This window comes from Methylophaga nitratireducenticrescens (assembly GCF_000260985.4).
In the GTDB taxonomy this organism is placed as follows: domain Bacteria; phylum Pseudomonadota; class Gammaproteobacteria; order Nitrosococcales; family Methylophagaceae; genus Methylophaga; species Methylophaga nitratireducenticrescens.
On record NC_017857.3, the window covers coordinates 2,993,048 to 3,019,678 of the forward strand.

The following is a 26,631-nucleotide window of genomic DNA, read 5'->3' on the forward strand; positions in this document are numbered from 1 at the left end:
TCTCCTAAAATGCGTTGATTAACGAGTTAAACACAGTATTTGATACCGTGATTATTTGTGAAGCGGCTTGATAGGCTTGCTGAAACTTGATCAGATTGGCCGCTTCTTCATCCAGATTGACCCCTGACACACTCTCTGCCCGTTGACGGATCTGACTCACTAACCCCGCTTGCGTTTCCTGAGTTACAGTGGCTTGATTAGTTCGAGTCGCCACTTGAGAGACGATTGAGCCGTATTGATCGTTGAATGATCGAGAAATAACCGGAGGGCCGGGATCAAGTACAACGGTGGTTTTATCGGTTTGCAAAGCCGCCATGGCTAAAGCATTTTCATTATTACCCACGCCGGGATCGGTGGTAGAGGATGCGGCAATTAACCGTGTATCAGTAATATTCATACTAATAGTAGAAGCTGTCGTACCGGCAGCATCAAAAAAATCTGTTCCTGCATTGCCGTTTAGATCGACACCATTACCGTGAGCAGTATTAAAGGCGGTAACGATCGATTCGGCTAAAACATCCAGCTCGGCACGCGTACTATCCACGACATCAGTTCTTGCCAGGATCGCACCACCTATTTCACCGCCACTAAGCTGCTGCGTAATATTAATTTGTGAGGGCCCATATCCAATAGCAGTACGAGGGGGATTGGTACTGTTGTCGGCAATAGTTGAAAGTTCAACCCGACTATTACCTACAACAAGCCCTTGTCCATTACCGATAAAGACATTTACTGCTCCGTTATCCTGCTCGACCACATTTACCGAGACCAATTCCGACAAGTCGCTTATCAGCTTATCGCGTTTATCCAGCAAATCGTTGGGGTTGTAACCAGCAGCCAATGACTCAGAAATAGATTGGTTTAAATCCTTTATCCCCTGAGAAAGCACATTGATGTCCTTGACTGACGCCGAGAGAGTGTTATCAATCTGTCTGTCCAGCTCACTCAGTTGGCTGTCCATCGTATTAAACCGATTGGCCAGCAAGTCGCCTTGTGTCAGCATCACCTGTCTGGCGGCAATCGATGTTGGATCATTGGCCACTTCCTGAACAGAGTTGAAAAATGCTTCCAATCCGCCACTTATACTCAGTGAAGAAGAGCCCAACAGGTCATCCACCTGCTTGGAAAATGTCAAAAAACCGTCTTGTTGTGATTCAGCTGAGGTATATGTGCGAAGTTGATTGACCAGAAATTGATTGAAGATACGATCCACACCGGTGACACCAGCACCATTGCCGATGTAGTAACCACCTTCAAAATTAGCTGGCTGTGTACCCTGATCGGTACGTTGACGCGAATACCCTGCAGTATTGACGTTACTGATGTTATGACTGGTGGTCGCTAATGATGTTTGGGCGGCTAATAAAGCCGAATTACCGATATTCAGCATGCTCATTTAGATAATCCTCTGCGAGCTGTTTTCCAGGTTAATACCCCAGATTCTGAATATTTTTATGCGAAATCTGTGCCAGCGTATCACCATTCATAATGCGTTTGATCTTGTCAGCATATTGCGGATCGGTTGCATAACCGGCTTCATGCAGTTTTTCTACAAAGGTTTCCGGATCACCAACATATTTTAATGCTTCACGGTAGCGAGGTTGCGACTGAAGGAAGCTGACATAATCCTCAAAACTCTGAGCATAATCATCGTAAGATCGAAAACGTGATTGCTCGGCAATGGGCTTACCATCACGATATTCAAGCGCATTTTTAGCCACAAATTCACCATCCCATCGGCTATCGGCTTTAATATTGAAAAGATTAAAACTGGACTGTCCCTCGCCATCTTTTAATACATATCGACCCCAGCCGGTTTCAAGTGCAGCCTGAGACAAAATAACTTCAGGTGTCGTACCCATTTTGTCAGCTGCCTGTTGTGCCAGTGGCCAAAGATGATTAACAAACTCTTCAGGCGTTTTAAAGCGCTGGGGAAAGTTTTTGTGTTCCGTGCCGGATAAGATCTCTTTGCTATCCGTATCTTGAGAATTTTCATGGATTTCTTTCACTGCACGTCGTAAATCCTGACGAATAGTCACCGTATCAATGCTGAACGTTTGCCCAGGTAATGGCATATTGGCATTGGTATTTGTCTGACCACCTAATTGCCGAACAATGACATCCTGTAAACCGAGGCCTCCGCGTTGCGACAAATCCATTGCCAGTTGCTGGTCGGCCATTTCCCGATAGGTTTTGCTGTGATTGGAATCGAAAATACCTTCTGCCAAACTCGCCTGACGCATACTTTTCAACATCATCGTTGTGAAAAGTGCTTCAAATTGCGCTGCCACCTGTCGCAGAGTGTTTGCTTCATTCTCCGATTTTAAAGCGGATTCACGCAGTTGATTTAAGCCATGAAAATCAACTGCGTTTTGCGAAATATTTGAAGGAATCGTCATGTCGGATTAGATGATTACCAATTCAGCACGCAAGGCACCAGCCTGTTTCAATGCTTCAAGAATTGCCACTAAATCACCGGGGGCAGCCCCAACCTGATTCACTGCACGGACAATTTCATCCAAAGACACGCCGGGATTAAATACAAACATTCTGCTGTTTTCTTCGGATATTTCAATGTCATAGTTGGGTGTTATAACAGTCTGCCCAGCCGATAAAGCATTGGGTTGAGACACTTCAGGATCTGCTGAAATGGTGACCGATAAACTGCCATGGGTTACCGCAGCAGGACTGACACGAACATTCTGACCAATCACCACGGTGCCACTGCGAGAGTTGACGACGACTCTAGCCGCAGCTTCACCCGGGCTCAGCTCGAGATTTTCAATTAACGATAAAAACGGAATACGTTGATTGGGGTCTCTCGGGGCATTGACCCTGACGGATGCCGCATCCATAGAACTGGCTGTGCCGCGTCCCAATGTCTGATTGATGGCATCCGATAATCTGCTTGCTGTGGTGAAATCTGCCTGATGTAAATTCAGGATGATATGGTCACCGACATTCAATGCATTCTGGACAGTTCGTTCTACGGTAGCACCATTAGGTATCCGCCCAACACTTGGGATATTTACTGTTACTCTCGAACCATCACCAGCTTCGGCTCCAAAACCACCGACCACCAGATTGCCTTGCGCCATGGCATATATTTCACCATCAGCCCCTTTTAACGGAGTCATGATTAAGCTGCCACCACGCAGACTTTTCGCATCACCCAAGGATGAGACGGTAATATCAATCGTTTGACCCGGTTTGGCAAAAGGCGGCAAATCGGCATGGACAGAAACTGCCGCTATATTTTTACTTTTAGGGTTCACACCAGCGGGCAATGTAACGCCCATCTCACGCAACATGCTTCTTAGTGTCTGGCCGGTAAATGCAGTCTTGTCACCGCTACCCGTCAGCCCGACAACCAAACCATAACCTACCAGCTGGTTATTTCGCACCCCGCCAATAGACGCTAAATCCTTGATTCGCTCTGCTTGAGCAGTCGACATTATCAACAGCAAAAAAGCGGCAAAAAAGGTATTTAAAATGGTTTTCATTTTCCTGACCTCAAAAAGGCATTAACGCACTGATGAAGAACCGGCTAAGCCAGCCCATGGTATTGGAATCATTTGCCGGTCCATCACCCACATAAGTGATTTGGGCATCGGCAATTCGAATAGACGAAATGGTATTGGTGGCATCAATATCGCGCGGGCTAATCATGCCCGTTAACCGGACATACTCATTGCCCTGATTAATGGTGACCACTTTTTCACCACGCACAATCATATTGCCGTTTGACAACACCTCCACCACAGACACACTGATATCACCGGTAAGGAAGTTGTTTTGTTCACTTTCGCCTTCCCCTTCAAAACTGCTATTAGCACCCGTGCTAAAAGCAAGGTTGTTATCATCCGTATTGGCCAAAGGGAGGCCGCTGGGGAGGCTGAATTGGGGGGTCGTACCAAATATAGTTGGATTATTTATATTGTTGGAGCTGGTTTTATCAACTGTTGTGGTGGCTTCTTTTTCGGCATCGGTCCGCTCTTGCAAACGTACTGTCAAAATATCGCCGACCCGACGGGCTTTATAATCTTCATACAAGGTAATATTGCTACGCGTGTCAAAGATGGCACCATCGTTTCGTTCTACTGGAGCAGTAGCCACCGGCCGCACTGCAGCATAGGCCGGGTCACGTTTTACTTCATTACTGACGCAAGCGGAAAGCAAAATCAGCGAAATGATTCCCAATAGTCGGTAAATGAATTTCATATGGATCTCCGGGACGAACGTATCTATAGAATTTAACTTGCAGAGTCCATGCCAGAAACGTGCTTTAATCTGAGAAATTTTTGCAGCATTATCCGGCACAAAAAAGCCTTGGTAACGCATCAGATACGCCACCAAGGCCCTATATGAATATTGCTATAGATTTTGACTGGCGTACTGCAGCATTTGATCGGCTGTGGAAATGGCTTTTGAATTCATTTCATAGGCACGTTGGGTTTCGATCATGTTAATCAGCTCAGTTACTACATTTACGTTTGATGTCTCCAGAGCACCACCAATAACTCGACCCAAACCATCCAAAGTGGGCGTACCGACGATAGGAACACCACTGGCACCGGTTTCTTTAAACAGGTTTTCACCAACCGGTTGCAAACCAGCAGGATTCACAAAATCAGCTAACTCAATTTCGCCAATGACAGTTGGTTCATTATCCCCAGGCTGGGTGATGCTGACGGTACCATCTACACCAATAGTAACGCTTTGTACGTCATTGGGAATATTGATACCGGGATCCAGCAGATAACCATTAGACATCACCACATCGCCATCGGCATTAATTTGAAAAGTACCATCTCGGGTATAGGCAAGATCACCATCCGGCATCAGGATCTGAAAGTAACCCCGACCATCAATGGCAACATCGAGGGCATTATCTGTTTGGATAATGTTGCCTTGAGTATGCAGTTTTTCGGTGGCAACGGTGCGAACACCGGTACCGATCATTAAACCGGAAGGCAATTGATTATCAGTGGTCGTTTGTGCGCCGGGTTGTCGAATCGTCTGATACAGCAGATCTTCAAATACTGCGCGATCCTGTTTGAACCCGGTGGTATTCACATTCGCCAGGTTATTCGAAATTACCGACATCTTTGTTTGCTGAGCGTCAAGCCCGGTTTTCGCAATCCATAATGCCTGGTTCATAAGGTCTCTCCTAAAAACACTATTGTTCTGTTACTAACCATTTAGTTGCAACAAGCGTGCCGATGCGGCACTGTTTTCTTCTGCGGTGCTCATCATTTTGACTTGCATCTCATATTTACGCTGAAGCTCAATCATATTGACCAAAGCACCAACAGCATTCACGTTGCTGCCTTCAATGGTTCCAGAGGCAACTTTAACCGTGGCATCCAACGGTGCTTCCGTGCCATCCGCCATACGCAGCAAACCATCTGCATCTTTAAAAACATTTTGCAGGTCTGGCTTGACCAGCTTGATTCGATCGATAACTGCCAACGCATTTTCAGCACCGCCAATCGGGCGGATAGAAATTGTGCCATCAGCACCGATATCAATTTTTTCTGCTGGAGGAATGGCGATAGGCCCACCCTCGCCCATCACTTGCAAACCAGTGCCGGTTACCAGCTGACCAAATTCAGTCACATGCATATCACCTGCCCGGGTATAACCTTCACGACCATCTTTGCCCATGACAGAAATAAAACCTTCACCCTGTACAGAAATATCCAGTTCACGACCGGTTGATTGCACGCTGCCTTGCTGATAATCCGTCGCTGGACGCTCAGTCATTGAATACACCCGGGTTGGTAAACCTTCGCCAAATACCGGCATGGAACGGAACTGTTCCAAATCAGCACGAAACCCCGTGGTATTGACGTTAGCCAGATTATTAGCATTGGTCGCCTGCGCCAGCATGGTTTGCTGCGCCGCATTCATTGAGATAAACAGCATGCGATCCATAGTTAGCCTCTTTTTTCGATATACATATCAATCAACTCAGCGAATTTAACGCAGATTGATAATGGTCTGGGTAATGGCATTATTGGTTTCTATTGCTTTCGAGTTCGCCTGGAAATTACGCTGTGCAGTAATCAGGCCAACAAGTTCTTTGGTCAAATCGACATTTGAGGTTTCCAGAGCGCCTGACTGAATCAGACCAAAGCTGCCGGTGCCTGCTTCACCGATCCGCACATCGCCCGAATCCAATGTCGCTTCCCAGGCAGTATTACCTATCTGTTTTAAGCCTTGAGGGTTAGGAAAATCTGCCAACACAATTTTGGCAACGTTAGTGGTTTGACCATTAGAATATTGGGCCTGTACCAAGCCGGTATCATCAATATCCAAGCCTGTTAATCGACCAGTAGGAAAACCATTCTGATCGGTATCCAATACGGTAAATGCCGCTGAGTTCTGAGTCGAACCGGCAAAATTAATTTCGAAACTCAAATCAACTGCACCGCTACTTAAACCGGAAAAATCATAGGTTTCGGTTGGTGTAACACCTGCATCCAAAGCCCCACCCAGAGCCGGATCAAAGGTCAACGTTTTGGTGGTTTGTCCACCGCTATCAAATGGCACAATGGTTTGACTGCCAGTTGGCTCATTAATATAGACCTGAACATTCCATTCATTCGGAACATTGGTTTTCTGATAGTAATAGGTCAACGTACTTTCATTTCCCAAAGAATCAAAAATATTGCTGGAGGTTGAGTTAGTATAGGTTGTTGGATCATTAGGATCGATTGGTGTCGCAATCGGATCAATATCTAATGCTGTCGATGGAAGATTTGCTGCAATATCTACTTCTGTAGTGGCTTGAGGCACACCAGCAGCAACCGGCAACCGAATCGGATTCGTTCCACCCAAAGCGGTAGAAGAAACACTGCCATCAGCATTGACTGGGAAACCTAATAAATATTGTCCGGAGCTATTGGTGATGTAGCCATCGCGGTTAATATTAAAAGCACCGGCTCTGCTGTATAAAACCTGCTCAGTATCCAGAGCGGGTGCCAATGCGTAAAACCCCTGTCCATTGCCACTAATCGCCAAATCCAGCGAGTTATTGGTCACTTCCAGATTTCCCTGATTGAACTGTTGTGCCACATTGTTTAGCACCACACCCGTACCAATAGCAGTATTGCTGTTTCCAAAGGTTGACAGGGCATAAACATCACCGAATTCTGCTCGTGAACCTTTAAAGCCAATGGTATTGATATTGGCGATATTATTTGATTTCACATTCAAATCGGAGGTGGCGGCATTGAGGCCGGTTAAAGCTGTATTAAATGACATGATGATTACCCCTTAAATAATTTCTTGAACTTCACTGAACGGCACGGAACCAATACCGGCCAGATTCATGGTCAGTCCTTGTCCGTTAGAGCCAACCAAAACACTGTCTACCTTCGCTATCACCGCAGTGGCAAAAGCGGTATTTTGTCCATCAACAGTGCCAGTAGCCATAAATTGATAGGTACCTTCTGGCATTGCTTCCCCATCATTATTCAAACCATCCCACTCAAAATTGGTGTAACCAGATGCGGCTCCCATAGGAATGGTTCGAACCAACTCACCCGTATCGCTATATATTTTCATTTCTAAATTAGATACGGGCTCTGCCACATTAATTTGTCCTCGCATGGGGGAGTCAGCGGTCATCACCCCAATTGAAGATGGAACCAACACTGATCGACCGACCAAAGAAGAACCTTGTAATGCCTGATCGGATTGCATGACATTTGCAAAGCTGGCAAATGAATCCTGCAAATCACTGATGCCACTTACTGTGCTGAAAGAGGCTATCTGTCCTAGAAAGTCGCCATTTTCCATTGGCTTAAGAGGATCTTGATTCATCAACTGCGTGGTCATTAATGACAAAAAGTCATTCATTTGCAGCTTGCCAGGGTCCTTTTCCTCTTCTTCTGTAGAACTTGATGTATTTTTACTATTGAGAAAAGCATATGGATTGTCGCTAACACCGTTTATTGCCATTTCTATGACTCCCTGCGGTTATTTGCCAAGCTGCAATGTCTGTAGCAGCAATTGTTTGGAAGTGTTGGCAATCTCAACATTGTTCTGATATGAACGAGAAGCCGACATCATATTTGCCATTTCTGCAATGGCGTCCACGTTTGAGTGATAAACATAGCCGTTGTCATCTGCCAGAGGATGTGACGGGTTGTATTCCTGGCGAACCGGAGCCTGACTTTCTGTTATGCCTAACACTTGAACAGAGCCTGCTTTGTATCCTTGCTGTGCATCATCCAGTACTGTGGAAAACACTGGTTGCCGGGTGCGGTAGGTTTCATTCACGCTACTACTGACACTGTCTGCATTGGCCAGATTACTGGCTGTGGTATTGAGACGCAGTGATTGCGCACTCATTCCACTACCTGCAATATCGAAAATGTTAAATAATGACATGGCAGATTAATCTCCTTTGATCGCTTTGGTCAGGCCTTGGAAACGTCCGCCTAAAAATTCAAGACTGGCCTGGTACTGAACGGCATTCTGCATAAACTGTGCCTGCTCCACTTGTTCATCCACAGTATTACCGTCCAAAGAATCTTGCATCGTTGTCCGGTATTGGGTGACGGCTTCAAATGGATTGCCGTTGTTACCGGCAATATGTTTCTGATGAGTCGTATTCAAAGCGGCAGATTTTTGTCCTGCTGCCGCCATTTGCAATGCCGATTGAAAATCCATATCTTTTGCTTTGAAGTTTGGCGTGTCTGCATTGGCCAGATTAGTCGCCAGCATTTCTGCCCGCTGCGTTCTGATACGCAAAGCATCGGCATGAATCCCAAGAGCAGAATCAAAATTTATCGGCATGCTGTTTCTCCACAACAATCATTTACTTGCAAACACCTAAGCATCATGCATGCCACAATTTATTGTCATTATTAATCAAACACTTAAAAGTACTGCGGCAAGCTATAAAAATTAAAGCGGCAAGCTGTTGCCACTCCAGTTAATACGCGAATACTGCTGATATAATCACTCTGTTTTTGCTATATGAATGGTAAGAATTCCTGATATGAACGATACATTTGCCAACTGGCTCACGTATTTAAAAAATAGATAGCGGGTGAGCAGCATAAGTGCTTGACCCACAATACATTTAGCGTTAAAACCGAATACCTACAAGGAGCGTCACTGAAGTGAAAAAGTTTGCGGCAAATAATGGTTTCACATTGATCGAGTTAATGATCACACTGGTTGTTGTCATTATCCTCGCGGCAATTGCTGCACCCAGTTTCAATTCCATGATTCGTGAAAACCGTCTGGCCACTCAAGCCAATAATTTTTTAGGCTCATTACAACTCGCGAAAAGTGAAGCAATACGTCGGGGTGTTCAGGTCACCATGCTCCGTGATGGCAATGCTGCTGGTGAATGGCAAGGAGGTTGGAGAATTTTCACTGACTGGAATCGAAATGAAACCTTTGATGGTAATGCAAATGCCACCGACTGCAGTACAGAGGGACAAGACTGCTACCTAAGAATTTATGAATCTTTAGATAACAATCTCACCCTTACCGGAGACGCAAAATATCAGGATTGGATAGCCTTCAGCCCCTCTGGAGAAGTTTTAAGCTCTGGTGGTGGACTACCAATGGGAACGTTTACTTTGTGTACGCCAAACACAAATGGGCGTGATGTTGTGTTAAACAACGCTGGGCGCATGCGAGTTGAAGAAGGAGATGCAGCATGCTGAAAATAAAACCGTCTGGCTTTACTTTGTTGGAAGTAATGGTTGCCGTATTTGTACTATCTGTGGGTTTACTGGGTTTGGCCCATTTACAGATAACCGCCCTTAAAACCAATCAAAGTGCTGATCTCCGTACCCAGGCCTCATTATATGCATCTGATATTCTGAATCGTATGCGAGCAAATCGAATAGCGAGTCAAGACGGTCTTTATGTCATTGCCACTACAGATGGGATACCCAACGCTGGAGGTAATGTTTCTAACCAGGATCTTCATGAATGGAGAACCAGCCTGTCCAATGCTTTACCAGGTGGTACAGGCGGGATTAACTGTCCAGCATTTAATAACTTAAATGAGTTCATTTGTACTATCACAATTGAGTGGCGTGACATACATCTTGGAGACAACGCCAACAATATCAACTACAACGCATTAGCAACTAAAACATTAACGATGGAAGGGGCTTTATGAATAATCAACGTGGCCTTTCTCTGGTTGAATTAATGGTAGCTATTGTTCTGGGATTGATATTGGTTGCGGGCGTAATTGAATTGTTCGTTAATAATCGTCAAGTCTATCGTGTTCAGGAAGCAAAAGCGCGAATGCAGGAAGATGGCCGTTTTGCACTGCACCATATCAGCCGAATAATGCTTAATTCAGGCTACAGAGGATGTGATTCTTTACAGAATCAAAATGCCAATATGGAACAGGACAAACGCCCCTTAGAAAATGTATTAAATGGTGCTAACGCTTATTTATGGCGTTTGGATATACCTATCGAAGGTAGTGAAGGTACTAGCGGTGCATTTAATCCGGCACTTGATGCAACAATTAGTGGGAATGCCCTCGCGGGGTCAGATGTCATTACAATTCGCACTGTGAGTTCTGGTCATGCAAATATTATCGATCATGATGGCACTGACTTTACTGCGCCACTTGAAACCGGTACCGACAATACTTTTACACCATGTGATCCGGATCCCGACAGCCCAGATTATGAACCTACTTGTAGCAATATTGCTTTGGTTACAACCTGTGATAGTGCCGCCATATTTCAAATTACCAATGATCCTTCTTCAGGAACAATAGAACATGCCGCTGGTGTGGGTTCACCTGGCAATTCTTCTGCTAATTTAGGTGATAACTTTGGTGGTGGTTGGCTGAATACCTATTCTGCCAATACTTTTTATATTCGACAAGGCGCTTCGGGTCCTTCTCTTTATCAAAAAGTGCTGGATAACGCATCTCAGGAGCTTATTGAAGGCGTTGAGAGAATGGAAATTCTCTACGGTGTTGATACTAATCAGGATTTTTCTGTAGATGATTACAGAACAGCAAATGCAGTAGGAAATTGGGCAAACGTAATCAGTGTTCGTATAAGTCTTTTAATGGTGAGTCTGGAAAATAATCTGGTCGTGAATGGACCGCAGGATTATTACTTCAATGGTGCCACTATTACTCCTGCAGCTAATGACCGCAGATTGAGACGTGTCTTTACTCAAACTATTGTTCTACGCAATCGCACATCATGAATAAACTAATGGAAACAAATCAAAAAGGTGCGGCGTTAATCGTCAGCTTGATTATTCTGGTTTTAATGACGCTGTTAGGCCTATCCAGTATCAGCACAAGCTCACTTGAAGAAAAAATGACCACCAACCTTCGTGATCATGAATTAGCTTTTCAGGCAGCCGAAATTGCACTACGTGATGCTGAGAAAAGAATCTCTGCATTTGTTACTGAACCGATTGCAACCCAGGATGGTAGTAATGAAAACACTTGGAATACCAATGCCATGGATCCTACTCCAACAAATGCTGCGCCATGGTGGCTGGAGCGCGATGCAGCCTGGTGGAATGCTAATGGAATTGCCTCAGTAAACGTGGCAAACGTAGCTACCCCCCCCAGATATATTATTGAAGAATTAGTCTTTGACAATGATGACGAAAACAAAGGAACAGGTTCCCCAGTTGATGGCGTTGTCCATTATCGTATTACAGCTCGCGGTACCGGTGGTTCTGACCAAGCCAGAGTTTTATTGCAAAGCACTGTTATTAAGAGGTACTAATAATGAGATATTTTATCTTAAAATGCACAGTGGGATTTATTTTATTAATAAGTAATAGTGCTTTTGCTACAACATTAAATATCAGCAATGTTCCCCTTTATCTAGGTGGTAGTATTGAGCCGAATATCATGTTTACACTTGATGATTCCGGATCCATGCAATGGGAAGTGATGCCCGATGAAAATCGATATTTCAGCAGCTATGTTTTCCCAAGACCTGGCAATTTATATGGTGGGGTAACCTACGCAAATCAAATTGCAAATTTTGATGATGATAATGTCCATAACTTTTTTACACGTTCGTCAGCTAATAATGCAGTTTTTTATAATCCCGATGTAACCTATGTTCCATGGAGTAATGCCGACGGCACCAGCATGGGAAACGCTAATGTCAACAATGCTTTATACAACCCTGCTATTCCGGCACTTGGGGGAATTGATTTAGTAAATCAACAAACCCAGTATGCATGTTGGTTTAGAAATAACAGTGACCTAACACAGGCATTCGGGGACCCGTGTAATGGTAATCACAGCTTCTGGCCAATCACTTATTTCAAGTATAATGGCGGCAGCCGCACATCTCGAAGCAGCTATACCCGAGTTCAAATTACTACTTCAACCTCATCCTCTACTACGTTCACCAGCCCAAGTGGAATTGTTAGAACCAAAGCAGAAGAAATTCAAAACTTTGCTAATTGGTTTCAATACTATCGCTCGCGAGTTTTGACTGCGAGAGCGGGTGTCGGCAGAGCTTTTGCCAAACAAGGTTCGAATCTGCGTGTCGGTTTTGCAGCAATTAATCAGGGCAGCAAAACCATTGATGGTGTTACCAGTAATCGGGCAGTTATTGAAGGGTTAAGACAATTCTCCGGTTCAAACCGAGCAGATTTTTTTGACAACCTTTATGAGCGTGTAATTAACAACTCAGGAACTCCCCTTCGCTCGGCCACCAATAGTGTTGGCCAATATTTCGAAAGAACTGATAACTCCGGTCCGTGGGGAAATACACCAGGTACTAATAATGATGCAGAACATCTTTCATGCCGGCAGAGCTATCATATTTTAACAACTGATGGTTACTGGAATGGCGCTAGTCCAGGTGTTGGCAATACCGATGGAACCAGTGGAGAAGTGATCTCAGGCCCAGATAATGATGATTATCAATATACTCCAGTAAATCCATATACAGATGGGTGGGATAACACCTTGGCGGATGTGGCAATGGAATACTGGAAACGCGATCTTCGGCAGGATTTAACTAACAATGTCCCTATAAATCAGGAAGATCCTGCGTTCTGGCAACATTTAGTAAACTTTACCGTAGGACTAGGGGTTAATGGTACATTGGATCCTAATACAGATTTCGAAGCATTAGAGTCTGGAAGTATAGGTTGGCCGGAACCCTCGGCAAATGCAGAGGAAAATATCGACGATCTGTGGCACGCTGCTGTTAACAGCCGTGGTTCCTTCTTTAGCGCAACAGACCCTGATACTTTTGCTGATTCTTTGGCAGCTATTCTGTCAAATATTTCATCAAGGACTTCTTCGGCTGCATCTGTGGCGTTAAATTCGGGCTCAGTGTCTGGTGATAGCAAAATTTATCAAGCACGATTTGACAGTGGCGATTGGAGTGGTCAGCTATTAGCTTTTGAAATTGAAGAAGATGCTTCCGTTGGTAATATTGCCTGGGATGCCGGAACTAAGATACCGGCCGCTAACAATCGGGTTATTGCTACTTATGATGGAAATTCCGGTAAACCTTTCAGGTGGGCATCAATTTCAGCAAGCCAACAAGCGAAACTTGGCAGCCAATTAATTTTAAATTACTTACGCGGCGACCAATCCAATGAAGCTAGTAACGAAGGAGGGACGCTAAGAAATCGAAACCGATTACTTGGCGATATTATTAATTCTGCTCCCACTTACGCTGCAGCTCCAGGTTCACGTTATCAAGATAACTGGGGAGCATCCCAACCTGAAACAGCTAGTCCCTATTCAGCTTATGTGGTGGCAAATATTAATCGGCAAGGATTAGTTTTTGTCGGTGCTAACGATGGCATGCTTCACGCTTTTGATGCCGATACTGGTGTTGAAAAGTTTGCTTATGTTCCCAATGCGATTTATAACAATTTAAATAACTTGACTAATACCAGTTATACACACAGATACTTTGTAGATGGTAGCCCAACAATTGTAGATGCCTTTATCAGTGGTAGCTGGCGTACAGTGCTCGTTTCAGGACTAGGTGCAGGCGGACAGGGTATCTTTGCATTGGATATAACTGATCCAACAAGTCTCAATACAGAGGCAAATGTTGCTAATAAAGTTTTATGGGAATTTACAGATCAGGATGATCGAGATCTTGGGTTTACTTTTGGACAAGCAAGTATAGTTCGACTAAATAATGGCGAATGGGCAGCTCTAGTTGGCGGTGGCTATAACAATACTGCAGACAATAATTTAGACAGTAACGATGCTCAAGACAGCCAGACTGGTAATGGCGTCATTTATCTTATAAATCTGGCAGATGGAAGTCTGATTAAGAAGTTTGACACATTAGTTGGTACTAATGACGATCCAACCGGCGCCCAACGGCCAAATGGTATCGCTTCTCCAACCGCAATTGATATTAATAATGACAATATCGTAGACGCTATTTATGCTGGGGATTTATTCGGAAATGTTTGGAGTATAAATGTAACCGGCCAGGATGAGGATAATTGGGACTTTACCTATCTGGATTCCAATAACCCTGAACCACTTTATACTGCTTGTGCAGGAGAAACATGTTCAGGGGCGAATATTCAACCCATAACAACTCGCATTCAAGTTGTAAAACACCCTAGGGAAAATGGCTATTTGTTATTATTTGGTACGGGTAAATACTTTGAAGTAGGGGATAATTCTAGTGAAAATCAGGTCACTCAGAGTTTTTATAGTATTTGGGATAAAAGACCGTCAGAACTTATAGCTTTTGACCGAAGTGATCTTTTACAACAACAAATTCTGCAACAGGTATCTGTAGATGGATTCAATTATCGTATTACCTCTGATGAGCTGATTAATTGGACAGAACATTCTGGCTGGTACATTGATCTTGTTAATCAGGATGTAAATTCAGGTAACCTGGGAGAAAGACAAGTAAGCAATGCCATTATTCGTAATGGGCGGATTATATTTACTACGTTAATTCCATCAGATGATCCTTGTGCATTCGGTGGATCTGGTTGGTTAATGGAAATGAATTATGCTACGGGTGCAAGATTATCTTATTCGCCCTTTGATGTTAATGGAGATGGCGTTTTTACATCTGAAGACTTCTTTATGATTGATACAGATGGAGATGGTGACCCAGATACTGAAGTTCCATACAGCGGAAAAGAATCAAAAGTAGGTATTATTCCAACCCCAAGTATCGTCAATCAGCCCGGTGGACAACAGGAAATTAAATATACTAGTGGTGCTGATGGCAATATTGAAGTAACGATTGAAAATCCTGGTCCAGGATATGAGGGACGTCAGTCATGGCGTCAATTGCAGTAATTTACTAAGGTTACCTGTATGAAAATATTTTCTATTCTGGTTTTTATGTTGTTTAGCGCAAGTGCATTTTCTGGTGCTAACACCAGTTTTACTCAGACTGGAGTTATCAGTGAAGAATCAGGTCATTCAAATACTATAATAATTAATGACACTGCCTATCGGATAGATAGCAATACAAATGTTCATGCATTGGTTCGTCATGGTGAGTTAGGTCCTCAGCTTCCTGCAGGCGAACTAATCGGTTTCAATACAACAAATGAAGAAAATAGCGAGCTGCCATATGTCACTGACATCTGGTTACTCAATGCTAATTAACAGGAACTGAGAATATGAGCACTACACCTCAGAAAGGATTTACGCTAATTGAGTTGATGATAACGGTTGCGATAATCGCCATTATCGCTGCAATTGCTTACCCATCGTATCTTGAGCAAGTTAGAGAGACTCGTAGATCGAATGCGCAGGCTGATTTACTTGAACTGGTAAGTTTTATGGAAAGATATTATGGTGAAAACTTCTCTTATGCAGGTGCTAATTTACCTTTCATCAATTCACCAAAGCAAGGTAACAGCTTTTATAACCTGAGTTTCACTGCTCCACCAACCGCCACCGCTTATACTATCCAGGCAGATCCTATTGGGGGGCAAAACGGTGATCGTTGTGGTACGATGACTATTAACCACAATAATCAAAGGACACCAGCTAATGATTGTTGGTAAATTAGTAAGATAGCAAGAAGTGTAAACCCATAAAAAAACCCGCGTTAAGCGGGTCTTTTTTATATAGAGTTAATTAACCTCAGATCTGCATAAGCGCGCCCTTTTCATTCCTGTTCAACTTGATAGAAGGCTTCTTGGGTTGGAAGGTATAAGCCACCAATCCAGCCATGAGGTGGACCATAAAGCTGACAGGGCTGCGGTGCCGTGAGTGTTCGATTTGAGAAATATTCTTCAATTGGTCAAATATTGTTTCAATCACATAGCGTTTTCTCAACATCAACCGGTCCCATAACGTCATCAGTTGCGGTTTCATATTCTTGCGAATGCCGGTGACCAGCTTAATGCCTTGTTCGGCTAATGACTCTTTAAGTGTTTGAGACAGATAACCTTTATCGCCATACAAGGTGCCCCATAGCTGTTTGACCATGTCCGGTATGGGCTTGCGGTCATCAATATTGGCCGTTGTGATTTTTACTGAAAGTATTTCACCTTGTTCGTTCACTAACAGGTGTAGCTTGAAGCCATAAAACCAGCCCATGGTGCCCTTGCCTCGCTCTGCAACACCGCTAAAGACACGGTTTCGAGGAATGCGAATGTTGTGGCATACCGCCAGTTTGGTTGAATCAACAAAGGCGATGCCGGTTGGTTTGCCGTAACGTTGTGTCATAAAGGCACACAGGGGAACCAGCACACTTTGCAGCAGTTTCAACATGCGGGTATAGCTAACCAGTTGGGGGAAAGCTTGCTTCAAGTGCTTCCGGGCATAGTGTGTATAAAAGGTCTTGAAGTCTCTGAAGCGGAGCTGGTGAAATAAAATCAGAATAGTGATGACTTCACTTTCCGACAACTTGCCAGGCCGGGATAAATCTTTGGCAAAAATCATCGACTTCGCAATACATTTTCTCTAAATTGTACATAGTTGAGCCCTTTCGTTTCTCGTTTTTGGTCAAACGATTCGATCGTGGCTCAGGCTTTTAGTTCCTCTTTTCTTATGCGCAGCTCAGGTTAATTAGTTAACTATCAACATTCACATGACCATCCTGCACCAGCTTATTAATAATCTCAGCCTGTTGCGTTGAAGTATCAAACCCTCCGAGGCCCATATCGGCAAGAGTTGTACCTTGCAAAGTAATCGTTTGCTTGACGTCGCCACCAGCACCCTCGGGCTTGAGCTCAATAACGGTATCAACCCCATTATCTTCAATATGAATATAATCAGCTAAATCTCCGGACTCTTCACCAACAAGAATGTCTGCAAAATCAAGTACATCACCTTGCTCAATATTAAAATCAGTAACGGTATCCTGGGCGGAGATATTGGAAAGATTAAACTCATCCCCTGCCTGCCATACAAATAAATCAGCCCCATCGCCACCCGTCAGAATATCATTACCAGCTCCACCAATAATGACATCATCTTGATCGGTACCAATCAATTCGTTATTTCCACGTCCATCCTGAATAATATTAGGTGTAGTTGGATCAGGAATATCATCACCAGCGGTAATAACGACACTAACAGGCGGACTGATATTGCCAGCTTCATCAGTTGTAGTATATTCAAATTCCGTATCAGGTATTTCTTTTACAGAAACGCTTTGAATATAATAATCGCTACTGTCTACAGGATTAGGTTTGTTGTTGGCATATTCTGTTCCAGTAAATACGAGCTCATCAAAAACAACATCGCTTGGTAGCGTAAAAGTAGCATTACCGGAATTGATTGTTAAATTCTCTTTGCCTAGCGAGAAATCAATTAATTTTCCATCGTCTATTGAAGGTGCTGCTCCAGGGGTAGTTGTAAAAGTCCAAGCCCCAACCAGTGCACCGTTTAAATAAGCTTGGACCTTCCCAACTTCATTTTCATTTGCAATGAGTCTACTAACAGAAATCTCTGCTTCAGTAGAGTTATTAGCAAACTTCATGATGATTTTTTCAGAAGCGACACCGCGATGTTCCAATTGCCCTGGCACAATAGTACCTCCGGCAACACCAATCCCATCTTTGTCGAATGCAATTTCACCTAAAGAACCATCCAGTCTCATTGCTATCAGTTCGACACCATCCCATGCTGAAGCATTGGTTCCAGCACCACCATAGGAATGAGCAGGTGATAATGCGTCTTGCCATTGTTCTTCTGTAGCGCTCCAGAAAATAATGTCGTCGGCATTAAAGTTGTCTCCAACACTTAATACTACCCATTCTCCGCTTATCATTTTATAAAGCGTACCAAATGTTGGAGGTTCGCCGGTTAAAGAAAAATCCAGATCGGCCAAGCCCGTTTCATTATCTACCCCACCCAACGTGGCTTCATTTTCATAAACAATTGGATTATCACTACCCTCGGAATTATCCACAAAACCATCTACAGAAAACTGTTTAAAAACAAATGAACCTGGGGGTAAATTCAATTCTGATTGTTCTGCAAATTCATAACTAGTTAATACCGGATCAGCAACTGGTCGTTCGTTATCAACTGGAGGAGGTATTATTGGATCTTGATCGATAGGATCTAAATCACCCGACTCATCAACTAAAAACTCAAATGCCGGTGGATCAGGGAAAGCAATACCCGGCCCTGTTGTATCAAAACCTGAATCAGGTGTAATTCGTGGGGCAAGATAATCTACAACAACTGCTTCGCTGCCACCTTCACTGGTGGGCTGTGCACCTGGACCTGCAGCAGTTGGGTCAGCAACTTCAGTAGGATCTTCGCCTGCGAGTAAAGCCTGTTGAATGGCGTCTATATCATCCACCACGTCAGCGGCAGGTGGTGTATCAACCTCAGCAACATCAAATTCAAATGCATCGCTGTCGAGAACAGCCTGCGAGTTTCGTCCCAGATCCATCACACTACCGTCAGGGAATTCTATTTCGATAGCACCAGCCAAACCGGTGGTAATGACTTCGTTTGGAAAAACGTTGTCACCAACCTGTAAATTTCTCACTGCCCCATTGACTGCAGTCGCCGTTGCAGTGCCAATTAGGGCTGTAATAATACCGGTTTCTGTAGCCATAATACTCTCCGCTGAAATATTGCTTCCCTAGGTCAACAAATAATTTTGTGACCAACATAGCGGATAGTCTCCCATGACTCAAAAAACGGATCTACTGTACATTGGTACTAAATATATTAAGAAATGTTGAAAAAAGTTTAAGGCCTGTTGATCTTTCGCCGCCAGCAGTGGAGACGCTGAAAGATCAGCAACCTTTCAAACAGAGTAAGTCTTCTTGTTCGAAGATTTAATTATTGACCAATATCCCCGGCAGCAAAATGATTAAGCATATCCGCAACCAAACGTCTGGGTAGCCATGCCTCACCATCATGCACTGCACGAATGGCTTTCACTATCTTGTCATGTTGTGAAGGAGTGATATACCCTCTGGCCCTGAACCCGGTTGCTTTTAGCTGTTCGAAATCAGGAACCTTATCTGACAAAATTATCGTCTGATTACGCGAGAAATTCGTCGCCAAGACTAAACACAAAATATCCGTATTAATACGTTCGTTATATTGTTCAAGCACGGTAATATCGGCTTTCGCAGCTGTAATTTCTTTAATAGCAGTATCTATTGTGTCAGGCTCAATAACGGTTATATTCAAATCATCATGCACGACTGAATCAATAAAATTCGGTATTGAGCGGCCTACCACCGCGACATTTATCATGCGTATATCCTGAGAATCGTGTTGATGAGTTGCCATTGTTGTTCCCATCCCTGAAGCGGTGATTGACGAAAGCCACTACGAACAAACTGTTGAAGTCTTCCCTCAACAATACTGAGTAATAAGTTAGCCGTTTCATTCACTGGCCGCCCGCCAGCTTGTGTCAGGGTTAACTCGCGTTCACGCAGAATTTGTCGGAATTGTGTTTCCAATCGGTCAAAAAACTGACTCACACGATGACGAAGCCGCTCGGTTTCGCCAGTTAATGCTGTTCCAACGAGAACACTACTAATACCTGGATTTTTTGCACTAAATCCCAGCATCAAAGCCATAATTTTTTCACATCGAGAAACCGCATTATCATCTTCATCAATAATTCTGCGGATCAAGCCGAAGACGGTATCTTCCGAAAATTCGATAAGGCCTTCAAACATTCTCGCCTTACTGGGAAAGTGCCGGTATAACGCTGCTTCAGACACACCGAGACTTTCAGCCAACTGAGCTGTTGTTATGCGCTGTCCGGGGTTCTGTTCGAGTTGTGTCGCCAGGGCTTCTAATATGGCTTGATGACGCGACTGTTTATTCTGCGCGCGCGTTGATTGCTGCTCTGTCATCGACCGCCTCCACGAATAAGCGTACCAACGCCCTCATCGGTAAACATTTCCAGTAATACGGCATGCTGTACACGACCATCGATGATATGTGAGCTGGTCACCCCTGCCTGAACAGCATCTAGCGCGCAGCCAATTTTAGGTAACATTCCACCATAAATGACACCCGAGGCAATTAAATCATTGACTTGTTTTGCATTCAGGCCAGTAAGTAACGCTCCGTCAGCATCTAGCAGTCCAGGCGTATTTGTCAACAGAATCAGTTTTTCAGCTTGTAACACTTCGGCAATCTTGCCTGCAACCAGATCAGCATTAATGTTATAAGACTGGCCATCCTGCCCCACGCCAATTGGTGCTATAACAGGAATAAAATCACTATGGATCAGCATATCAATCACACTGGTATCAATACTGGTTACGCGGCCCACATAGCCCAAATCAATCATTTCCGGTGCATCAACACCAAGTTCTTCCTGTGAAGCAAATTTCATTTTTTCAGCGAATATCAAACTACCGTCTTTACCTGTCAAACCAACGGCTCGTCCACCATGGTTATTGATCAGATTAACGATACTTTTGTTCACTTGACCGCCAAGCACCATTTCAACAATATCCATGGTCTCGGTATCAGTGACCCGCATACCGTTAATAAATTCAGACTGTTTACCGATCTTTGCCAATAGCTGGCCAATTTGTGGACCACCACCATGGACAATTACCGGATTTATGCCCACAGCTTTCATCAATACCACATCGCGAGCAAAACTATTTTTCAACGTTTCATCAATCATAGCGTTGCCACCATATTTGATGACCAGTGTTTTACCGGAGAACCGTTGAATATAGGGCAACGCTTCTGTCAGTACCTGAGCAATATGTGATGCTTTTTGTGTATTCAAACTCATTTAAAAAATTCTTCCTTGTCCTGCGCTTACTGCTTAGGCACTTTTTAATATTTTTGTTTATGCAAAATAGTGACCAATTTGAATCAGCTTATGTCATATAGACGATACATTTAAAAATTCAGACTCAGATTAGGTTTCACCTGTAACATTTGCTGAATAAATTGCTGCTTGATCTGTTCAAGATCTTCTTCTGTTTCTGCCTCAAACCTCAAGGTTAGGCCAGGCACCGTATTTGACGCTCTCACCAATCCCCAACCTTTATCAAAATTGACCCGTACACCATCAATCGTAATAACCTCAGCACCGTCGAATTGAGCATTTTGGGTGAATTGTGTCATAAACCGACGGCATTCTGCTGTATCTAAATCAATTAAAATTTCCGGAGTGTTAAACCTTTGTGGTTGTGCGGCAAAGATTTCTGTTGCGCCACGACGCTGTGGGTCATCAGCAATCAGCGCCAGCAAACGGCAGGCGGCAAATAAGGCATCGTCAAAACCATACCAATTGTCGGCAAAAAAGATATGTCCACTCAACTCACCCGCCAATTTTGCATCATGCTTTAACATTTCGGCCCGAATTAACGAGTGGCCGGAAGGACACATCATGGCTTTGCCACCAGCTTTGGTAATAACCTGCTCCAATAAGCCCGTACTTTTGACATCATAAACAATGGTCGAGCCTTTATGGCGCTGCAGAATATCGCTGGCAAACAACATCAGCAAACGATCTGGCCAAATAATTTCACCTTCTCCATTAACCACGCCCAGCCGATCGCCATCCCCATCAAACGCCAGCCCAATGTCCAAATGCTTATCACGTACCAGTTTAGAAATATCCTGCATATTCTGAGGTTGTGCAGGATTAGGGTGATGATTGGGAAAATGGCCATCCACATTACAAAACAGCTCATGCACATCACAGCCTAATGCTGTTAATAATTTAGGGACCACTTTACCGGCAATTCCATTTCCACAATCCACTCCCACTTTTAGTGGACGAGATAAAGGAACGACCTGCTTTACTTGTTCAATATAGCTACCAATAACATCGGCCTGCCGCAACTGACCTTCACCACTATATAGACGAGACTGCTGGATGCGCTGATAAATACCTTGGATAGCTTCTCCAGAGAGCGTTTTATCATTAATCACAATTTTTAAGCCATTATAGCCTTGTGGATTATGACTGCCTGTCACCACGACCCCACAATGTGTTCGCATATGCTGGGAGGCAAAATATACCAGTGGGGTCGGCACTGCACCAATGTCAGTGACATCACAACCACTGGCCAAAAGTCCCTCAATCAAGGCATCGCTGAAGCTTTCACTGGAAAGCCGCCCATCCCGACCGACGATAATCCGAGTTTGTTCCTGATGCTGAGCCTCAGTACCTATCGCGAGTCCCAATACCCGCATAATCGGTTCACTTAATTGAGTACCGACAATGCCACGAATATCATAGGTTTTGAAAATAACAGGTTTAATATCCACTGGACGAACTCGGTCAACTGACTCAGTTTTGCTAACTTTTGGCGTTGCGACACGAATAGCGGTGGGGGTTGGCGTATGATCAATGTTCACTTCATTTTCGACATATTCCACCGGTCGTGGTCGTGCTCCGGTTTGAACTTGTTTTTTCGGTCTTAACGTACTAAATCTCGTGGCCACTAACCAACATAGAATGCACACAATGATGATCAGTATGATCAATGCTGGCCAGGCTGCGGATTTAGCAACCCGATCAGCAGGCCAGAAGGCCAGTCGCCAGTAAGCCCCCGATAATGTCTGAGTATAAATAGGGCTGGAGTCCTGCACTGTATTATCACCTTGCTGGAACAGAGTTAACCAGTTTTGGGCGCCTTGCTGTAACGCCAGACTTCCTGAACCAATTGATAAATAGCGCTCTCTGAGTTTATTTTCCAATTCAGTAGTTTGTAATGTTAAAACCAGAAAGCGTGAAGCCTCCAGCCTTTTGGTCAACAAAATATGCGCTTGTGGGGTATTGGGCTGCATAACAGCAAAATCAGACATGCCTTGTTTCTCGGCCTGACGAAGACTATTAATAGTGCCAAAACTCACAGGGATACATGCATCCGTAGTCGGTGCAGAGGGTATTGCTGCCAATACACAAGCCAGGGATGCTTCAGGCCAACCGTAAGCGACAGGATCTTCGGCATTTACTGCTGCCATATCGGCAAAACGTTGTTGCCAATCCTGCAACATATCTGTCATTCCTGATGCGGCAATCGCCAGCTTTTCAGTTTGTTGTTGGTTAAATTTTGTTAGCGCAGATTGTTTTTGATAATCATTAATCCATATAGCAGCGGCTAATCCGGAAACCACTATTAATATCATTAGTAAGATGGCCAGAGAACTAAGCCTTCTACGGAAGATTTTCAGATTTTGCAGGGCTAACAACACAGTTGTGTTCAATTTCTGCCGGTATGGCCAAAACCGCCGCTGCCACGTTCACTGGCAGTAAAGTCGGTGACCTGCTCAAAGCCCACTTGAACAACTGGAACAAACAACATTTGTGCAATTCGCTCACCCACTACGATTTCAAAAGGCATATCGCCACGATTCCAACAGGATACAAAAATCTGTCCCTGATAGTCGCTATCAATAAGTCCCACCAGATTACCTAATACTATGCCGTGTTTATGTCCCAATCCCGATCGCGGCAAGATCATCGCAGCCAGGGCAGGATCGTCAATGTGAATGGCAATTCCGGTCGGTATCAATATGGTTTCACCAGGATGTAATATCAGATTTTCATCCAAGCAGGCCCGCAGGTCCATCCCGGCGGAACCCCCGGTAGCATAGTCCGGCAGTTCAATTGATTTGCCCAGTCTCGGATCGAGAATCTTAAATTGAATTTTTTGCATGATAGCGCTCAGTTATTAATGTTATAAGTTCGCGTGCAATTTCAAGTTTCGGAGCTTCAGCCAAGGACTTATGCCCGCCTTCCCAGAAAATTTCCAGCGCATTATTATCCTGACCAAAAGCCCGTCCATCACCCACCTGGTTCGCTGCGATCAAATCCATACTTTTTTGCTGTAATTTGTGTTGTGCATATTTTTGCAAATCATCTGTCTCAGCAGCAAAACCAACCACCATCTCTGGCCGCTCACCGGCATTGGCAACCGCTGTAATAATATCGGGATTCAAACGAAGTTGCAGTGATAAATCATCCTCAGCCGATTTTTTTAATTTAGCTGAAGCAGGATGCGTGGGACGATAATCCGCTACTGCTGCACAACCGATATAAATTGCCGTTCCGGCTAAGTTTTGCATAACGGCGTCAAACATTTGTTGAGCCGTTTCAATCATTATACGGTTGCAACCAGGCGGGGCTTCCAAAGCCACCGGCCCAGATATCAGAGTGACCTTTGCCCCCAATTCAACGGCTGCTTGCGCCAGAGCATAGCCCATCTTCCCTGAGCTGCGATTAGCAATAAAGCGTACTGGATCAATTGGTTCATGCGTAGGACCTGCCGTAATGACTATTTGTTTTCCTGTCAGAGGACCAGCCTGCAACTTGCGACTCAGATGCATCACAATATTTTCAACTGCCATTAAGCGACCTTCGCCCTGCTCCCCGCAGGCCTGCTCACCGCTTTCAGGACCAATAAATTCAATACCGCGTTGTTTTAGCCGTTGGCAGTTTTGCTGAGTCGCAATGTGCGACCACATTTTATTATTCATTGCCGGTGCCACCATCAGCGGTGCTTCAGAGGCAAGACAAACCGTGGAAATCAAATCATCAGCCAGACCATGAGCCAGTTTCGCCAGACAATCAGCAGTTGCGGGAGCAATCAGGATCCAGTCTGCCCAGCGCGCCAGTTTAATATGGCCCATTGCAGCTTCTTCATCAGCATCAAAGAAATTCAATGACACGGGATTACCACTGACCGTTTGCAGAGTGAGTGGCGTAATAAACTGCGTGCCGCCTTGACTCATCATTACCCGTACTTCTGCACCGTATTCTTTTAATCTTCGAACTAAATCGGCTGACTTATAGGCGGCAATACTGCCTGTAACGCCAAGAAGAATACGTTTTCCCTGAAAAGCGTTTGTCTCAATCATGCTGCATTTTTGCCTATGGCTAAATCACGTAAACTCAAGTCATCCAACACATTATTTTGTGCTTGATTCATTTCGGAGAAAAATGCTTCGATTTTAGGCTCCGTGTGTTGCTGTAAAGTTGAAACACCAACTTCCTCAGCACGACGCAAACAAGACAGTATTTCACTAACCCGGATGTTACTGACATCACCTGCCAACGTATAAGAAATTTTATCCCCAGCCACTTCGACCAAAAATCCCCCATTTTCCAGCATGCCCAATAATTCTTCTAAGTTTTCACTGCTTAATGTGGTGAGCTGTTCTAATTCAGTGAGGCTGTATGCTGGCTGTTTTTCACAAAACCGACGCGCGATGATTGCCATCAGCCATAGTCCCTTTTTCTCACGTAAACGTGGACTTAACACCAGTGTTTTTCCACCCATCAAAACAAATTTTGGATGTTGCAGATAAAAAGCTACCTGAGATCCGGTCAGCAGAATATACCAGCCAAGGTATAGCCAGATCATAAAGAAAAATAAAATCGCAAAACTCGAATAAATGGCTGTGTAATTGGATGACGATGCTACAAACGTAGCAAACAGTGTTCCCAATCCTATCCATAATGCCCCCGCGACCATTGCCCCACCTAAAGCCGGTCCCAGTTTGACCTTGGTATTGGGAATAAAGGTATATAGAAAGGTAAAAGCCAATACAATCATGATGTAGGGCAATAATTTGCTGAATATTAACAGCAAGGTTCCAAAGGGTTCGATTGACTGTAATGTCTGGACCACACTATGGTTCAATACCGTCGCAGCAATTCCAACAGCTGAAAACACCAGCACTGGACCAATCATCACTACACTCAGATAATCCGTAAAGCGTCGCGCCAGAGTTCTGGGGCGTTTTACCCGCCAGACATAGTTAAAAGCACTTTCGACTTTCTGCACCAGAGCAATAATTGTGTAAAACAGCATGCCTAAGCCGATAGATCCCAACACGCCCACTTTGACGTTTTCAACAAAGCCGATAATGTTACTGGTCATTTCTGCTCCACGCTCTCCCAGCGGAGCCATAAAGTTCAGCAATACCGGCTCAATCTGATTATGTACACCAAACGCTTTAAGGACAGAGAAGGCGACAGCGATTAAAGGCACTAATGATAATAAAGTGGTAAACACCAGGCTCATTGCCCGTAGATTTAATTCCCCAGTCGATAATTGCCTCGCCATCACATAAGCCACACGGCCTGCATGCCGTGTCAAACGTTTTAGTTTGCTGGCGCTTTCAGTCGTTTCCTGCCAAAGCTGAACCTGGAAAAAATGTTTTAACTTGTCTATATAGTCTTTCATACTGGTTATCATCCTGAT

General features: G+C 44.2%; 25 protein-coding genes and 1 pseudogene. 7 read left to right on the forward strand and 19 right to left on the reverse strand.

The features are described 5' to 3' along the window. Positions 1–4: 4 nt before the first annotated feature. The 10 genes from flgK to flgB all read right to left on the reverse strand — a co-directional run bounded on the left by flgK (position 5) and on the right by flgB (position 8,808). Positions 5–1,396 (reverse strand): flagellar hook-associated protein FlgK, encoded by a 1,392-nt coding sequence (gene flgK / locus Q7A_RS14355; protein WP_014707561.1) that lies wholly within the window; start codon positions 1,394–1,396, stop codon positions 5–7. Between the two features lie 31 nt (positions 1,397–1,427). Next, the gene (gene flgJ / locus Q7A_RS14360) at positions 1,428–2,399 is read right to left on the reverse strand and encodes a flagellar assembly peptidoglycan hydrolase FlgJ (RefSeq protein ID WP_014707562.1); all 972 of its coding nucleotides are present in this window, start codon (positions 2,397–2,399) and stop codon (positions 1,428–1,430) included. 6 nt (positions 2,400–2,405) lie between these two features. After that, on the reverse strand, positions 2,406–3,503 hold the full coding sequence (locus tag Q7A_RS14365; protein ID WP_014707563.1) for a flagellar basal body P-ring protein FlgI: 1,098 nt from the start codon (positions 3,501–3,503) through the stop codon (positions 2,406–2,408). Between the two features lie 10 nt (positions 3,504–3,513). Continuing rightward, positions 3,514–4,221, reverse strand: a complete 708-nt coding sequence (locus Q7A_RS14370) for a flagellar basal body L-ring protein FlgH (protein ID WP_041355198.1) — start codon at positions 4,219–4,221, stop codon at positions 3,514–3,516. A gap of 153 nt (positions 4,222–4,374) precedes the next feature. After that, positions 4,375–5,160, reverse strand: a complete 786-nt coding sequence (gene flgG / locus Q7A_RS14375; protein WP_014707565.1) for a flagellar basal-body rod protein FlgG — start codon at positions 5,158–5,160, stop codon at positions 4,375–4,377. A gap of 33 nt (positions 5,161–5,193) precedes the next feature. Beyond that, positions 5,194–5,937, reverse strand: coding sequence for a flagellar basal body rod protein FlgF (locus tag Q7A_RS14380; RefSeq protein WP_014707566.1), 744 nt, complete (start codon positions 5,935–5,937; stop codon positions 5,194–5,196). Between the two features lie 45 nt (positions 5,938–5,982). Then, positions 5,983–7,269, reverse strand: coding sequence for a flagellar hook protein FlgE (gene flgE / locus Q7A_RS14385; RefSeq protein ID WP_014707567.1), 1,287 nt, complete (start codon positions 7,267–7,269; stop codon positions 5,983–5,985). Positions 7,270–7,281: 12 nt separating this feature from the next. Beyond that, entirely contained in the window at positions 7,282–7,968 is a 687-nt protein-coding gene (locus Q7A_RS14390; RefSeq protein ID WP_014707568.1) for a flagellar hook assembly protein FlgD, read from the reverse strand. A gap of 18 nt (positions 7,969–7,986) precedes the next feature. After that, positions 7,987–8,400: a flagellar basal body rod protein FlgC gene (gene flgC, locus Q7A_RS14395; RefSeq protein ID WP_014707569.1), complete on the reverse strand. Its 414-nt coding sequence runs from the start codon at positions 8,398–8,400 to the stop codon at positions 7,987–7,989. Between the two features lie 6 nt (positions 8,401–8,406). Beyond that, positions 8,407–8,808, reverse strand: a complete 402-nt coding sequence (flgB, locus tag Q7A_RS14400; protein WP_014707570.1) for a flagellar basal body rod protein FlgB — start codon at positions 8,806–8,808, stop codon at positions 8,407–8,409. 329 nt (positions 8,809–9,137) lie between these two features. Between flgB and Q7A_RS14405 the strand changes: the two genes are divergently transcribed. The 7 genes from Q7A_RS14405 to Q7A_RS14435 are packed head-to-tail and all read left to right on the forward strand — an operon-like array spanning position 9,138 to position 16,014. Beyond that, positions 9,138–9,692, forward strand: a complete 555-nt coding sequence (locus Q7A_RS14405) for a GspH/FimT family pseudopilin (RefSeq protein ID WP_014707571.1) — start codon at positions 9,138–9,140, stop codon at positions 9,690–9,692. Continuing rightward, the gene (gene pilV, locus Q7A_RS14410) at positions 9,686–10,156 is read left to right on the forward strand and encodes a type IV pilus modification protein PilV (protein WP_014707572.1); all 471 of its coding nucleotides are present in this window, start codon (positions 9,686–9,688) and stop codon (positions 10,154–10,156) included. Before Q7A_RS14405 ends, pilV begins: the two co-directional genes overlap by 7 nt. Next, positions 10,153–11,217, forward strand: coding sequence for a PilW family protein (locus Q7A_RS14415; protein ID WP_014707573.1), 1,065 nt, complete (start codon positions 10,153–10,155; stop codon positions 11,215–11,217). The genes pilV and Q7A_RS14415 overlap by 4 nt, the downstream gene beginning before the upstream one ends. Before the next feature lie 8 nt (positions 11,218–11,225). Then, complete coding sequence (locus Q7A_RS14420; RefSeq protein ID WP_014707574.1) at positions 11,226–11,753, forward strand: pilus assembly PilX family protein; 528 nt, start codon at positions 11,226–11,228, stop codon at positions 11,751–11,753. A gap of 2 nt (positions 11,754–11,755) precedes the next feature. Beyond that, positions 11,756–15,295, forward strand: coding sequence for a pilus assembly protein (locus Q7A_RS14425; protein ID WP_014707575.1), 3,540 nt, complete (start codon positions 11,756–11,758; stop codon positions 15,293–15,295). 18 nt (positions 15,296–15,313) lie between these two features. Beyond that, positions 15,314–15,610 (forward strand): hypothetical protein, encoded by a 297-nt coding sequence (locus Q7A_RS14430; protein ID WP_014707576.1) that lies wholly within the window; start codon positions 15,314–15,316, stop codon positions 15,608–15,610. 14 nt (positions 15,611–15,624) lie between these two features. Continuing rightward, positions 15,625–16,014, forward strand: a complete 390-nt coding sequence (locus Q7A_RS14435) for a type IV pilin protein (RefSeq protein ID WP_014707577.1) — start codon at positions 15,625–15,627, stop codon at positions 16,012–16,014. 79 nt (positions 16,015–16,093) lie between these two features. Here Q7A_RS14435 and Q7A_RS14440 read toward each other — a convergent pair. The 9 genes and pseudogenes from Q7A_RS14440 to Q7A_RS14480 all read right to left on the reverse strand — a co-directional run bounded on the left by Q7A_RS14440 (position 16,094) and on the right by Q7A_RS14480 (position 26,613). Beyond that, a pseudogene (locus tag Q7A_RS14440) lies at positions 16,094–16,931 on the reverse strand (IS982 family transposase). 96 nt (positions 16,932–17,027) lie between these two features. Further along, positions 17,028–19,031 (reverse strand): retention module-containing protein, encoded by a 2,004-nt coding sequence (locus Q7A_RS14445; protein WP_014707579.1) that lies wholly within the window; start codon positions 19,029–19,031, stop codon positions 17,028–17,030. A 230-nt stretch (positions 19,032–19,261) separates the two neighbouring features. After that, positions 19,262–19,684, reverse strand: a complete 423-nt coding sequence (locus tag Q7A_RS14450; protein ID WP_014707580.1) for a response regulator transcription factor — start codon at positions 19,682–19,684, stop codon at positions 19,262–19,264. Then, positions 19,681–20,295, reverse strand: coding sequence for a nucleoid occlusion factor SlmA (gene slmA, locus Q7A_RS14455; protein ID WP_014707581.1), 615 nt, complete (start codon positions 20,293–20,295; stop codon positions 19,681–19,683). The genes Q7A_RS14450 and slmA overlap by 4 nt, the downstream gene beginning before the upstream one ends. Next, a complete protein-coding gene (argB, locus tag Q7A_RS14460; protein WP_014707582.1) occupies positions 20,292–21,197 on the reverse strand; it encodes an acetylglutamate kinase in 906 nt (301 codons plus the stop codon). Before argB ends, slmA begins: the two co-directional genes overlap by 4 nt. 110 nt (positions 21,198–21,307) lie before the next feature. Beyond that, complete coding sequence (locus Q7A_RS14465; RefSeq protein WP_014707583.1) at positions 21,308–23,551, reverse strand: phosphomannomutase/phosphoglucomutase; 2,244 nt, start codon at positions 23,549–23,551, stop codon at positions 21,308–21,310. Between the two features lie 74 nt (positions 23,552–23,625). Continuing rightward, positions 23,626–24,081, reverse strand: a complete 456-nt coding sequence (gene dut / locus Q7A_RS14470) for a dUTP diphosphatase (protein ID WP_041354601.1) — start codon at positions 24,079–24,081, stop codon at positions 23,626–23,628. Then, positions 24,062–25,282, reverse strand: coding sequence for a bifunctional phosphopantothenoylcysteine decarboxylase/phosphopantothenate--cysteine ligase CoaBC (gene coaBC / locus Q7A_RS14475; protein ID WP_014707585.1), 1,221 nt, complete (start codon positions 25,280–25,282; stop codon positions 24,062–24,064). The genes dut and coaBC overlap by 20 nt, the downstream gene beginning before the upstream one ends. Further along, positions 25,279–26,613, reverse strand: coding sequence for a YhjD/YihY/BrkB family envelope integrity protein (locus Q7A_RS14480; RefSeq protein ID WP_014707586.1), 1,335 nt, complete (start codon positions 26,611–26,613; stop codon positions 25,279–25,281). The genes coaBC and Q7A_RS14480 overlap by 4 nt, the downstream gene beginning before the upstream one ends. Positions 26,614–26,631: the final 18 nt, after the last annotated feature.